Below are 12380 nucleotides of genomic sequence, written 5' to 3' on the forward strand. Positions count from 1 at the left end.
AGGAAAAACGATAAGGAGAGAAGTTCATGTCAGAAGCAGAGATACGTCATCTTCGATTAAAGTACTGGCTATGGTTAAACGGATTACTCTTTTCGATGTACATTCTTGGTGTTTTCAGTTTGGTGCCAGTAGATGGATCTATCTTTATAGGTGTCTATTGTTTTGCTAGCCTGCTAGTGCTGGCAATTGGCTTATTTATACTGTTTAAGCGGAAGCATCTACTTCATTTTCTGCCATCTCTACAACAACTTCATCGTTTTCATATTCGCATATTGGGGGGACGTTGGACGTATTGGCTCATGGTTCAAGGCTTATTGCTATCTATAATTGGTATAAGTGCTTTGCTTTATTACAGTAGACCATTTCTTATAAATGATTTTCAGCTAACAAAAGGCTATGTCTTTTCTTTTCCCTTTTTTATCATTGTCTTTACGGTATTGTGCAATGTCTCTTTGTTCTTAGAAACAATGTTTATTAATCATCACCGGGGAAAAGGTAGTAAAACAAAGCCGCTCCTTCTTGCTTTGTTCGTTCCAGTTGTTGTCGTTGCTATTTACTTATTTAGCTATACAGCTATTTTAACGATAGTAGATTATTTAGTTTAGTAATAAGAGCTGATCAGCTCTTATTTTTTTATCCTACGGTTTTCTAAAGAAGGTAAAATTTGTTATAGTTCTTATAAGGGTTGATAAGGGAGGGAGACGGATTGTTAGATATACGTAAAGAACGACGTATAGAGTGGGTCTTTGAAAATGCCGTTATCTTACTAACCATGAGTATTCTTTTCGTCAGTTATTATTTTAGAATCTTTGAGATGGTGATCCTTTTTTTTCTAGTCAGTCTAATAGTCGTTTCGGTTATAAGAGCGGTTAAACCAGAATGGCCAAAACCTTTTTTAAAATGGCAAGAAACGCTTCGAGCTCATGAAATTACTTATTACGGCTATGCGGTTTGGAAGAATAGAAAAAGGTGGGGGCATGCTTTACTACTCGTTCTAGTAGTGATCCTTAGTTTTTTCATCGGTCCTTCTATGATTAATCCTAGCAATCAGTCTTTCTATAGTAATACTATACTAGTTGAAATACTTGTTCTCTATCTAATGATTTTTGTTTTATCTAGAAACATTGGTCATATCGTTCGCAAAAGCTATATAGATGCTTTCTTTGGTCATGATAGTAAAGGTTTTACTCTTAAAGGAAAAACGTTGTGTTTGGGTATAGCAATGTTGATCGTTTGGGTATTATTTGGCGTAATCATCTATTTCTTCTTTTCTTAATGCCAGAACAAAGGATGACGGTTAACGATGAATGAACAAATACAAAAAGCGAGAAGACAAGAAGTATTGTGGCTAAACGTATCTCTTTTATTGTTCGTCATACTATTTGTAGTTCATGTTCAAGGGCATATATCGTTCGCCACGCTGGTTGGGGTTACGATTATCATTCAACTTGTGTTAGCGACCTGGAATATGATTGCCGTTCAAAAGAGCTTGCTTCCCTTACGATGGCAACAGCTATTGGTCGAGCATGAGATTCAGCAATACGGGGCAGACGAATGGATAAGGAAGCAACGAGTAGATGGAGTGTTTTATTTGCTTTCAGCTATCTGCCTGTTCTTCCTAACGAATTCACAGCCAATGAGGTTGGACGAGGCGAGTGCGGTAGCTGTGTTTTTCATTTTTATTTGTATTTTCGTACCTATTGTAAACATTAGTAAGATTTTAAAAGGGAGAGCTGTTGATTCATGGCAGGTTGAGAAAGAAAAAGATTTTGTTATAAAAGGAAAGTCTTTCGCGCTGATACTCGGAATCGTATGTGCTTGGGTACTAGTAGCAGCAATTGGTTGGATGTGGTTATCAAACCGTTTATGAAAGGGGATCGTATGTCAACTTTACTACGAAAAAGAAACTATCCCCTTGGAAATGGCACCGTAAATTGATGAAGCATAAAGAGGAGCGGGGCAATTCTGTGTCTGCTTTAGTTGTAGTAACCGTCATTATGTCCATACCAGGTATTCTCTTAATGATAAACAATTGGCCACCATTCACGCAGCCTCTAATGAGTCTTACGACAAACGATGTGCTTATTTATTGCATCTACTTCTATGTAGGGCTCTCGTTAACAATGTTATTTATTTTTTCAACGCACAAAAAGTCGATCAAGAAGATCCATTAAAATGGAAGGGAAAACGTCTCACTGTTCTTGTTCTCATTCCGTTGTTTTGGACGGCAACAGTAATGGTGATCGGCTACATTGTCTAAATCTACAAAAAAACCGCCTCATTTAGTGGGCGGTTTTCTTGTAATAACGTGGTACACGCTTTGTCAAGGCGCAAACGATCTCGTAGTTAATGGTATCGGTACTATCAGCCATATGATCAATTGAAAATTCAACCACGTCCCCAGGTTGGACCCCATTTATGTCTGTTACATCAATCATCGTTTGATCCATGCAAACACGACCGAGAATAGGTGCTTGTTGCCCAGAAAGCAAGGCATATCCTTTGTTAGAAAGAGCACGAGAAAGGCCATCTGCATAGCCAATAGCAAGCGTGGCAATTTTTCGGTCATTCTCTAACATATGTGTTCGACCATAGCTAATCGTTTCGCCTTTATGAACGGATCGGACAGCGGCTACCATGGCATATACATGCATAGCTTGTTGCAGTGGTACAGGAAACGTAAGTGCTGTATCTGGGCGCAATCCGTACAAACTAATACCGACACGTACCATATCCATATGCTTCTCTGGATGATAAAGGGCTCCAGCGCTATTGCAGCAATGCTTAATCGGGATCGTCATATCTTCAGCTTCTACAGCTTGAAGAAATTCACAGAATCTAGAATACTGTTCATTTGTAAAACGAGATTCAAGACAATCGGCTTCCGCAAAATGAGTAAAGATGCCTTCAAGGTGAAGAGAAGGATGTGCGTGAACTGCTTTGGCAGTTTCTACTAATTGATCTGGGGATTGCATACCAATTCGCCCCATGCCTGTGTCAACTTTTAAGTGAACGTTTGCTTGTTTCTGTAATGTAGTAGCGGTATGTCCTAATGACTGCACATGCTGTTTATCAAACAACGTAATTGTAATATCCTTATTAATAGCGGTGGAGAAGGCTTCAGGTGGTGTATAGCCGAGCACGAGAATAGGTGCTGTAATTCCAGCTTCTCGAAGTTCAACGGCTTCATCTATTATGGCAACACCTAAATAGGTTGCGCCATGTTCAAGTGCTTCTTTGGCAACAGGAACAGCACCATGGCCGTAGCCATTCCCTTTTACAACCGCCATTAGCTGACAATTCTCCGCTAGTAGCTTTTTAAACGTACGTGTATTATAAGCAATGGCACTGAGCTCGATCGTAGCATATGTTTGACGATAACTTGTTTGTGTCATTTCTTTACTCCTTTTCCTATACAAGAAAGCCCCTCATCATACGATGAAGGGGCTTATGTGTGCGGTAGAAGGATATTATGCTTGTGCCGGCGTTTTTGCTAATGCATCTGCAACGGAAACAAGCTCATATCCAAGATCACGTGCAACAGCACTATACGTAACGTCACCATTTGCAACGTTTAGTCCAAGCGCTAAAGCAGGATTATCTGCTAATGCTTGTTGAACCCCTTTATTCGCAATTTGCATCGCGTAAGGAATTGTTACGTTGGTAAGTCCGAGTGTTGATGTACGAGGCACAGCACCAGGCATGTTCGCTACAGCGTAATGAACTACACCATGCTTCGTGTATGTTGGGTTATCATGAGTTGTAATTTTATCTACAGTTTCAATGATACCACCTTGGTCAATAGCAACGTCAACTACAACGGATCCAGGGCTCATTGATTTGATCATTTCCTCTGTCACAAGCTTAGGTGCTTTTGCGCCTGGAATAAGAACGGCACCAATCACAAGGTCAGAATCTTTGACTGCTTCAGCAATATTCAGTGGGTTGGACATTAATGTTTGAATGTCGTTTCCAAATTGGTCATCAATTTGACGAAGGCGGTCTGCACTTAAGTCAATGAGTGTAACGTCAGCACCTAAACCAACTGCAATTTTCGCTGCATTTGTTCCAACAACACCGCCACCAATAATGGTAACCTTCCCACGTTTTACGCCTGGTACACCAGAAAGAAGAATCCCTTTTCCACCTTTTAATTTCTCTAGGAATTGGGCACCAATTTGAGAAGCCATACGCCCAGCTACTTCACTCATAGGTGTAAGAAGTGGAAGCGTGCGATTTACTTCAACTGTCTCATACGCAATGGCAATTACACCACTGTCAACTAACGCTTGAGCAAGCTCAGCTTCAGCTGCTAGGTGTAGATACGTGAATAGAATCAATCCTTCACGAAAGTAGCCGTACTCACTTGAAAGAGGTTCTTTAACCTTCATAATCATATCTGACTGAGCCCATACCTCTTTTGCTTCTGAAAGTATCGTTGCGCCAGCTTCAGCGTAATCGGCATCTTCAAAGCTAGATCCGACACCGGCGTGTTTTTCGACTATTATTTGGTGACCAGCTTTTGTTAAGGCTACAACACCGGCAGGGGTCATTGCCACACGGTTTTCATTATTTTTAATTTCTCTAGGGATTCCAATAATCATCTATAATTCCTCCAAACAAGATAGTGTGAATGTGTACGTTTAGTATAAATCCACAAATGAAGGAACGCATTGTTACAAAAAAACAAAATGGAACCGGTTATTTGTTTAAATCAACAAAAGGCTTTAGTGTTTTTTTCTAACTAACTTTAGATCAAAATAAAGACCAATTTTTTGGACTGGATTTTTAATATCAATCATCGTAATTTCTTTTATTCGCTTTAAGCGATAATTTAACGTGTTTACATGACAGTGAAGTTTTTTAGCAGCTTTAGTTAATTGATCTTCATAATCAAGAACGGTCTCTAATGTCTCCATTAAATTGGTTTGATTTTCACGATCATACGTGACTAGCTTCTCTAATGCTGGGTTCGTCGCTAGCTTTTGAAGCTCAGGTGTGCGTTTTAACAAATCAACATAGCGGAAAGCCCCCAACTCATGATAGAAATAGGCACTTTTTAATTCCCTAGGAAATAACTGTTTTAATCGCAGAACAGCGGTGGCTTCATTGTAACTTTCATTAATAGTACGCACATCTTCTTTAAGATAACCGCAGCCGATAGCTTGTATGTCTTGATCAAATCGATCGTTTACTTGTTTGAGGAAAGAATGAAGAAATTGTTCCGTTTCTTCTACAAAAGTCCGTTTATCTTTAGGTGTTACTAACAGTATTAACTGATCATCATCGAATGTGTGAATTAAGATTTTCATTTTCTGCGTGGTGTTTGTAAGATACGTCAATTGTTTCATAACGTCCTTTGACAAGTCTTTTATTGAAAAGATCACAATGGCAATGGACTGATCTAGCTGGTGCCCAATCCGAAGTAATTGCTCCTTCATTCTTGTGTAGTTGGCGATTTCTCCAGTAATCATTTGCCAGAGTAACTCTTGTTCATTGCGCTCTTTTTTCTTCTTTTGTAAATTGAATTGTAGGAGCTGATTTCGGGCTTTCCGCGCAGCCATTTTTAATAGTGCTAAGCTTTCCTGATTAAGAATGCCGCGAACGTCTACAACCCAGATATAACCTAGTACTTCTTCATTTTTTCGAATGGAGATGGCGACGCGGTTACCAAGTCCGATTTCATCAATTGTAGGAATAATAAGTGGTTCGTCGCTGTAATTAAGCTTGGGGATAACACCATCTTTCCAAAAACGATTAATGACTCGTTCGGGTACTCTACGTCCAATAATGGTCGAAACCCTTGCTTGATCGGTTTCATCATCATGTGAACTATAAGCTAGTAAATAATGGTTGGCATCTTCTATCGTAACGGGACATTGCAAGTAGTCACTAATTAAGTCAGCAAAGTCCTCTAAAGAATCGAATGAACGATTAAATTGTTGCTGTAAATCATCGAACATCGCTGGTCCTCCTTCATTGGGAAATGGTAGATTGTGTGAAAAAACGAAGGAAACGTTTTCAGATTGTGGGGTTTCACAAATACAAGTATAATCTAGCATGGTAGAATAACTAACAACTAGTAATACTATCATACAATAGCTTTTGGTTCAGGAGTGACAAGATGAGCATTTTAGACATCATAGAAAACATTAACAGCTTTTTATGGGGCCCACCAGGATTAATTTTGTTATTCGGTACAGGTCTATTTTTAACCCTTGCATTAAAAGGTCTTCAATTTCGCAGGTTACTTCATGCATTTAAACTAGCATTCGGGAAGGAAGACGAAAAAGATTCCTCAGCAGAAGGGGATATTAGCCACTTCCGTACGTTAATGACGTCTCTTTCAGCAACTATTGGAATCGGTAACATCGCCGGTGTAGCAACAGCGATAAGCTTTGGTGGTCCGGGAGCTATTTTTTGGATGTGGGTTGTCGGTTTACTTGGAATGGCAACCAAGTATGCTGAAGCACTACTTGCTGTAAAATTCCGCGTGAAAAATGATCGCGGTGAATATTCAAGTGGTCCTATGTATTATATTGAAAAAGGATTGGGGAGTAAATTTAAATTTTTGGCAATTGGTTTTGCGCTGTTCGGTGCTATCGCTGCGTTAGGAATTGGAAACAGTGTTCAATCAAATACCGTTGCCGATGTAGCGAACAACAGCTTCTCCGTTCCAAATCTACTAACGGCTGTTCTTTTAGTTATACTCGTTGGCCTCATTATTTTTGGCGGCATTCAGCGAATTAGTTTATTATCAACAATTTTTGTTCCTTCCATGGCGGTTCTTTATATGGGTGGCGCTTTACTTATTATTTTTCTGAACTATGACATGATTATCCCAGCTTTTGAGCTGATTTTCTACTACGCTTTTAATCCAGTAGCGGCAACAGGTGGTTTTGCAGGTATTATCGTCGCTGAAGCGATTCGAAACGGATTTGCAAGAGGAATTTTTTCAAATGAAGCTGGACTTGGTACAGCAGCACTTATTGCAGGGAACGCTCGTGCCGATCATCCTGTAAAACAAGCGCTTGTTGCCATGACAGGCACGTTTATTGTGACGATTATTGTCTGCACGGTTACTGGACTTGTTCTCCTTATGACAGGCTTTTGGGATTCTTCAGGTGGACTTCTATCTGGCGTTATTCATGATCCATCTCTGGAAGGTGGCGCATTAACGGGAGCCGCGTTCGGATCGGTCCTTGGAACATTTGGTGAGTATATCGTAGCGCTTTCCGTCATTTTCTTTGGCTTCACAACAATTGTTGGCTGGTATATATACGGTGAAAAGTGTTTTGAATACCTTGTTGGCACAAGAGGTATTACCGTTTATCGTCTTATCTATGTAACAGCCTGTGGAATTGGGGCATTAGTAAGTCTTGAAGCTGTATGGGCATTTGCGGATATGGCGAACGCGCTCATGATGATTCCGAACTTAATTGCCTTATTGTTACTGTGGAAAATCGTCGTATCGGAAACAAACGATTACTTTACAAACTTTTATAAAAAAGGAAAGGTATAATGAAGGGAGGTGCTGTACAGGTGTACAGGCCTCTTTTTTTACCAACTACTACGTGATACAATGTACGGATGACATTAGCGAATAAAGGACGAAACCTTATATGAAACAGATAGTACCTGTACAAAAAAATGAAACCCTCACGGTAACAATAGAAGATTTGACTCATGATGGCTCAGGTGTGGCAAAAGTAAAGGGCTATGCTTTATTTATTCCACAAGCACTTCCAGGTGAAAAAGCGGAAGTGAAAGTTGTGAAAACGAAAAAAGGCTACGGGTTTGCGCGGTTAATGAACCTTGTCGATGAAAGTCCGAGCCGAGTAGAACCACCATGCCCAATTTTTCATCAATGTGGTGGCTGTCAAATTCAACATATGGACTACGGCGCCCAACTGCATATGAAACAGAAGCAAGTCAAAGAAGTAATGGCACGCATTGGTAAATTACCAGATGTTCCGGTTCATCCAGTTGTAGGAATGAATGAGCCGTGGCGCTATCGGAATAAGTCGCAAGTTCCTGTAGCATTCCAACGCGGAGAACTTGTCGCAGGCTTTTATGCAAAGCGAAGCCACCATATTGTTGATATGGATGAATGCATCATTCAGCATAAAGAGAATGATCTTGTTGTTCAAACCATTAAACGATTAGCAAAAGAATTACGGATTCCTGCCTATAATGAAGAGAAACATAATGGCGTTTTGCGGCATATTGTGGCAAGGTACGGCAAGACAACGGATCAAGTAATGGTTGTTTTAGTAACAAGGGGTAAAAAGCTCCCACAAAAGGACGAGCTGATAGCGGGTATACGAGAGGCTATCCCAACTGTTGTATCGATTGTCCAAAACATAAACAACGAACGTACCAATGTGATCTTCGGAAAGCAAACGGATGTGTTATGGGGAGAAACGTATTTGTACGACGAGATCAACGGCATCCGCTTTGCCATATCGGCACGCTCGTTTTATCAAGTGAACCCAGATCAAACAAACCGACTGTATCAGAAAGCACTTGATTACGCAGAACTCACTGGTAGCGAAACCGTTATTGACGCTTACTGCGGTATCGGAACCATTTCTCTTTTCCTTGCTCAAAAAGCAAAGCACGTGTATGGCGTTGAAATTGTTCCTGAAGCGATTACCGATGCAAAGCGAAATGCAAAACTCAACCATATTGACAATGCAACCTTTGCAGTTGGAGAAGCAGAAAAAGTCATCCCATGGTGGCATGCTCAAGGCGTTACAGCCGATGTTATCGTTGTAGATCCACCGAGAAAAGGCTGCGATGAAGCATTGCTTAACACGATGCTTAAGATGAAACCAGAACGAATCGTCTATGTCTCGTGTAACCCTGCTACCCTTGCTAGAGATTTACGCATTTTAGAAGACGGCGGCTACCGGACAAAAGTAGTTACACCAGTTGACATGTTCCCACAAACAAATCATGTGGAGTGTGTGGCGGTTTTAACATTGATTTAACAGGATGTTACGTGAGCTATTAAAAAAAGAAAGACAAACAGAATAAAAAAAGAGAGCTTCCTCATAAGGTAGCTCTCTTTTTTACATCGTTAAGTAGAAAGAGGGGACAACTGCATTTACGTACAGTGTAGTAGGAAATAATCGTTTTAAAACGGTTCAAAACCCTAAACGATAGTACATAAAAGACACCCGCTCATTTGAGCGGGTGTAAATGATTTCGTTATTCTGTTGTTTCAACAACACGTTCGAAAGAGCTTTCGCCATAAGTAAATTCTTTTAACGTTACTGGCTCACCTGGGTATAAGATTTCAAAACCAATTACTGCATCAACAGTAGCGCCTGGTTTAACGTTTGTATCGCCCATTTCAACTAATTCCGTTTTGTAGTCTTCAGGATATAGGCCATTTGAACCCATTAACGTTTCCACAGTCGTGTCTGTTTCTTGTTCAGCGGTAATGCCTTGGGATATCCAAGGGCTTACTGCATCTTCACTATTATTCGTAAAGGTTAATTCAACTGCCAAGATTTGTGTACTTGCATCATATTGGCTATCTAATTGCTCAATTTCTTTAATTTCATAGACAAATTCGCCGGTATCGAGTGTAGTGTCATTGGTTGCGCTATCATTTTCTTCTTGTGTATCTTCTTCAGTTTCGTCAGCATCTTCAGTGCTCTCGTTTGAAGTCTCTGTACTGTCCGCAGATGTTTCCTCTACTGGATCCGTTGTTGTTTCTTCGTTTCCATCCCCACATGCACTTAATACAACTAAACTCACTAAAGCGCTAGATAATAAAAGCTTTTTCATAAATAAAACCCCTTTTTATGTAATAAGTCTCTATTATAAAGGTCTTATTTCTATAGATATATAGCTTCGACATAATTAGACAATCGTCGAATAAATGTTTAAGTTTTCTGTAAGTTTATAGGTGATGAATCTTTAAGAAATTTGTTCATACTGATTGATTTTTTATAAAGTTCTTCTCTTTAAGAAGTAGAAAGCGCTCTACTTAAGCGAAGGGGGTTTAAGATGTTAAGCATTCAACAGAATGGAAACAACACGGCAGATGTATACAAAGGATTAACGATTGTAGCTCGATTCATTCGTCAAAAAAATGGGCAAGTTGCTGTAAAGGTTCTAACAGATGGTCATGATGAAATGACGGATAATGAGCAGAAGGCTTTATTGATTGTGAAAGAAAGAATTTAGTAGGAATTATGCTAGGGGAGCTAAAGATAGGAGGAGCATATGCCTGTACTCATGTTTTGCAACAAATGTGGAACACCAAAGAAATTGTCCGAATATGTGTTAAGTCAATATGTAACAAAAGCGCCTCATATTTATTGTGATCAATGCGATTCTACTAATTCAGTTACAGAGGAATTAAGGCAATACGCCTTTCAAGTAAAGGAGAGTGACAACTGGTAACAATGAACATGGTGGCAGGACACGAAGAAAAACAGAGAGTGTTAGTGCTCTCTGTTAAGGTCGACAATGGTTTACAAAGTGGTTATGATAGGACCTGCTTTTGTTAGAATAATGGTGTGTTCATATTGAGCAACATAACTATTTTTTGTTGCGAATGTCCAACCGTCGTTCTTTTGAAATACTTCTTCTTCAGAAGTGGATATAAATGGCTCAAAGGCAATAACCATGCCATCTTTAAGAAGTTCGTCATCCCAAGTGTCGTTGTAATTGTAAATATGATCAGGTGATTCATGAATCGCACGACCAATACCGTGTCCGGTCAAATTTTTTATGACTGTAAAACCGTTTGCTCGAGCTGTTTGATTGACGATTTTACCTAATCTGCTTTTCTTGGAACCAGGGACCGCTTTTTTTAACCCTTCTTCAAATGCCTGCTTAGCTACGCTACATAGTTTCTCTAACTGTTTGTTGCCTCTTCCAACTACAAACGATATTCCTGTGTCTGCAAAATAGCCGTTTTTCGACCCAGACACATCAATGTTAACCAAATCTCCTTCACGAATAACGCGGCTACCAGGTATGCCATGCGCCACTTCATCGTTGACGCTGATACACGTAAAGCCAGGAAATTGATATTCACTTTTCGGTGCCGAAACAGCACCTGCCTTTTCAAAGTAAGTGCCAGCAAGTCGATCGAGCTCTTTCGTTGAAATTCCGGGAATTGTTTGATGAACAAGCTCGTCTCTTATAGAGGCGACAATGCGGCCTATCTCTTTTAATCCGTTAAAATCTTCTTCTGTTTTTGCGATCATTTAATGTCATCACCTAATTTTAGAATATATCACGTAAATCGTTCATGTAAATTCTATCATAAAAGGAGGCTCTATACTGTTTAGAGTATAGAGATAACGCGCTAAAAAAAGAACCTTACAAAAAGGTTCAGCAGTTAGTAACGGTTTGTTCGAAGTAATTGAGCTTTTTGTGCTTCAAATTCTTCTAGTGTAATGGCTTCCATATCAAGTAATTCTTTTAGCTCTTTGAGTTTGGCAAAGTTGCGTTGCCCGTAATTTAGAGTATTGGATTCGTCCAAAGATGAGCTGTTTAGAGAAGTAATCGCATGATTCTTATAATCATTTTCAAAGGAGTGGCGAGAATTTGGAACGTGGAGATCACGCCGTTCAAAGTCTCTTTCGTGTCTTTTAGCAAAATGTCGATCGTAGCCATTGAGATCTCGTCTGTCTGGATACTGTTTTTGTCTGATAGGATCTCGTCTATCGGAGTATCGAGAATCGTAGCTGTAAGAGTCTCTTCTCTCTACTTCATGAGAATGATGGTTCCGATAACTATCCGAATATCTGTTTTCTTCGTGAAGGTGATTCAATCGTGAGGACGGCTGTCGTTCTGAATAAAGGGAGTCTCGGCGATCATTATGCATAAAGCTAGGTACTTTATGATAGTGATCCATATCTTTAATTGCTCGATTTGTGGCATCAATAAAAGGCTGAATGGTCGCTTTTTTGCAATTTTGGATAACAAATTTTTTAAACCCATCTGAAACAATAATTTCACCAGTTAAAAGCCCGATGTTCTGTGAAATTGAGGTAATTTTATTTAGGGCAATTTCTCGTTGTTTTGTTCCATAGATTAGGCCTTTATCTAAAAAAACTACACGATGATTTGTAACAATGACAAGCCAGGTTGTCCCCTCTAGTGATCCACTTATTGCATAATAAAGTACTTCATCTGGAGACAAAATCTTTGGAAGTTCTTTCACTTCTTTTTTTGTGCCAAAAGTATCTGTAACCCCAACTTGCTTTAAGCGAGCTAGAATGGATTGATAAGAATGCATTAAAAAGACTCCTTTTTTGTATCCCTTAAGTGTAATAGAATAAAAAAGACAAAATGGATAATGCGACAAGAATAGACAAGACCAGTCTGTATATTTTGAAAAAGAGCCTACT

General features: G+C 39.6%; 14 protein-coding genes. 8 read left to right on the plus strand and 6 right to left on the minus strand.

Going from position 1 to position 12380, the window contains the following annotated elements:
* The first annotated feature begins 26 nt into the window (after nucleotides 1-26).
* The 4 genes from PQ477_RS13740 (at nucleotide 27) to PQ477_RS13755 (ending at nucleotide 2174) form a co-directional block, all read left to right on the plus strand.
* The gene (locus PQ477_RS13740) at nucleotides 27-605 is read left to right on the plus strand and encodes a hypothetical protein (protein WP_144558483.1); all 579 of its coding nucleotides are present in this window, start codon (nucleotides 27-29) and stop codon (nucleotides 603-605) included.
* Between the two features lie 101 nt (nucleotides 606-706).
* Entirely contained in the window at nucleotides 707-1276 is a 570-nt protein-coding gene (locus tag PQ477_RS13745; protein ID WP_274272203.1) for a hypothetical protein, read from the plus strand.
* A gap of 27 nt (nucleotides 1277-1303) precedes the next feature.
* Nucleotides 1304-1870: a hypothetical protein gene (locus tag PQ477_RS13750; protein WP_274272204.1), complete on the plus strand. Its 567-nt coding sequence runs from the start codon at nucleotides 1304-1306 to the stop codon at nucleotides 1868-1870.
* Between the two features lie 97 nt (nucleotides 1871-1967).
* Nucleotides 1968-2174 (plus strand): hypothetical protein, encoded by a 207-nt coding sequence (locus PQ477_RS13755; protein ID WP_274272205.1) that lies wholly within the window; start codon nucleotides 1968-1970, stop codon nucleotides 2172-2174.
* A 108-nt stretch (nucleotides 2175-2282) separates the two neighbouring features.
* On the opposite strand, the gene alr is transcribed toward PQ477_RS13755, so the two are convergent.
* The 3 genes from alr to PQ477_RS13770 all read right to left on the minus strand — a co-directional run bounded on the left by alr (nucleotide 2283) and on the right by PQ477_RS13770 (nucleotide 5963).
* Entirely contained in the window at nucleotides 2283-3395 is a 1113-nt protein-coding gene (gene alr, locus PQ477_RS13760; protein ID WP_274272207.1) for an alanine racemase, read from the minus strand.
* A 75-nt stretch (nucleotides 3396-3470) separates the two neighbouring features.
* Nucleotides 3471-4604 (minus strand): alanine dehydrogenase, encoded by a 1134-nt coding sequence (ald, locus tag PQ477_RS13765; RefSeq protein ID WP_274272208.1) that lies wholly within the window; start codon nucleotides 4602-4604, stop codon nucleotides 3471-3473.
* Nucleotides 4605-4727: 123 nt separating this feature from the next.
* Nucleotides 4728-5963: a PucR family transcriptional regulator gene (locus tag PQ477_RS13770; protein WP_274272209.1), complete on the minus strand. Its 1236-nt coding sequence runs from the start codon at nucleotides 5961-5963 to the stop codon at nucleotides 4728-4730.
* A 161-nt stretch (nucleotides 5964-6124) separates the two neighbouring features.
* Here PQ477_RS13770 and PQ477_RS13775 point away from each other — a divergent pair, with 161 nt between their 5' ends.
* Nucleotides 6125-7522 (plus strand): alanine/glycine:cation symporter family protein, encoded by a 1398-nt coding sequence (locus PQ477_RS13775; protein ID WP_274272210.1) that lies wholly within the window; start codon nucleotides 6125-6127, stop codon nucleotides 7520-7522.
* 100 nt (nucleotides 7523-7622) lie between these two features.
* Entirely contained in the window at nucleotides 7623-8993 is a 1371-nt protein-coding gene (gene rlmD / locus PQ477_RS13780) for a 23S rRNA (uracil(1939)-C(5))-methyltransferase RlmD (RefSeq protein WP_274272212.1), read from the plus strand.
* Between the two features lie 220 nt (nucleotides 8994-9213).
* On the opposite strand, the gene PQ477_RS13785 is transcribed toward rlmD, so the two are convergent.
* Entirely contained in the window at nucleotides 9214-9798 is a 585-nt protein-coding gene (locus PQ477_RS13785; RefSeq protein WP_274272213.1) for a DUF5067 domain-containing protein, read from the minus strand.
* A 222-nt stretch (nucleotides 9799-10020) separates the two neighbouring features.
* Here PQ477_RS13785 and PQ477_RS13790 point away from each other — a divergent pair, with 222 nt between their 5' ends.
* Both PQ477_RS13790 and PQ477_RS13795 read left to right on the plus strand, forming a co-directional pair.
* Nucleotides 10021-10200, plus strand: a complete 180-nt coding sequence (locus PQ477_RS13790; RefSeq protein WP_035393187.1) for a hypothetical protein — start codon at nucleotides 10021-10023, stop codon at nucleotides 10198-10200.
* Nucleotides 10201-10239: 39 nt separating this feature from the next.
* Nucleotides 10240-10419: a hypothetical protein gene (locus PQ477_RS13795; protein ID WP_035393185.1), complete on the plus strand. Its 180-nt coding sequence runs from the start codon at nucleotides 10240-10242 to the stop codon at nucleotides 10417-10419.
* Nucleotides 10420-10490: 71 nt separating this feature from the next.
* Here PQ477_RS13795 and map read toward each other — a convergent pair whose 3' ends face one another.
* Complete coding sequence (gene map, locus PQ477_RS13800; RefSeq protein WP_274272215.1) at nucleotides 10491-11231, minus strand: type I methionyl aminopeptidase; 741 nt, start codon at nucleotides 11229-11231, stop codon at nucleotides 10491-10493.
* Nucleotides 11232-11365: 134 nt separating this feature from the next.
* Nucleotides 11366-12268: a PH domain-containing protein gene (locus PQ477_RS13805; protein ID WP_274272216.1), complete on the minus strand. Its 903-nt coding sequence runs from the start codon at nucleotides 12266-12268 to the stop codon at nucleotides 11366-11368.
* Between the last annotated feature and the right edge of the window lie 112 nt (nucleotides 12269-12380).

The organism is Shouchella hunanensis (assembly GCF_028735875.1).
GTDB lineage: Bacteria > Bacillota > Bacilli > Bacillales > Bacillaceae_D > Shouchella > Shouchella hunanensis.

Bases quoted from the DNA above. Each gene is read 5' to 3' on its own strand.
- PQ477_RS13790 (WP_035393187.1), top strand. From the start codon at position 10,021: ATGTTAAGCATTCAACAGAATGGAAACAACACGGCAGATGTATACAAA.
- PQ477_RS13740 (WP_144558483.1), top strand. From the start codon at position 27: ATGTCAGAAGCAGAGATACGTCATCTTCGATTAAAGTACTGGCTATGG.
- PQ477_RS13805 (WP_274272216.1), bottom strand. From the start codon at position 12,268: ATGCATTCTTATCAATCCATTCTAGCTCGCTTAAAGCAAGTTGGGGTT.
- PQ477_RS13795 (WP_035393185.1), top strand. From the start codon at position 10,240: ATGCCTGTACTCATGTTTTGCAACAAATGTGGAACACCAAAGAAATTG.
- PQ477_RS13770 (WP_274272209.1), bottom strand. From the start codon at position 5,963: ATGTTCGATGATTTACAGCAACAATTTAATCGTTCATTCGATTCTTTA.
- map (WP_274272215.1), bottom strand. From the start codon at position 11,231: ATGATCGCAAAAACAGAAGAAGATTTTAACGGATTAAAAGAGATAGGC.
- alr (WP_274272207.1), bottom strand. From the start codon at position 3,395: ATGACACAAACAAGTTATCGTCAAACATATGCTACGATCGAGCTCAGT.
- ald (WP_274272208.1), bottom strand. From the start codon at position 4,604: ATGATTATTGGAATCCCTAGAGAAATTAAAAATAATGAAAACCGTGTG.
- rlmD (WP_274272212.1), top strand. From the start codon at position 7,623: ATGAAACAGATAGTACCTGTACAAAAAAATGAAACCCTCACGGTAACA.
- PQ477_RS13785 (WP_274272213.1), bottom strand. From the start codon at position 9,798: ATGAAAAAGCTTTTATTATCTAGCGCTTTAGTGAGTTTAGTTGTATTA.
- PQ477_RS13750 (WP_274272204.1), top strand. From the start codon at position 1,304: ATGAATGAACAAATACAAAAAGCGAGAAGACAAGAAGTATTGTGGCTA.
- PQ477_RS13775 (WP_274272210.1), top strand. From the start codon at position 6,125: ATGAGCATTTTAGACATCATAGAAAACATTAACAGCTTTTTATGGGGC.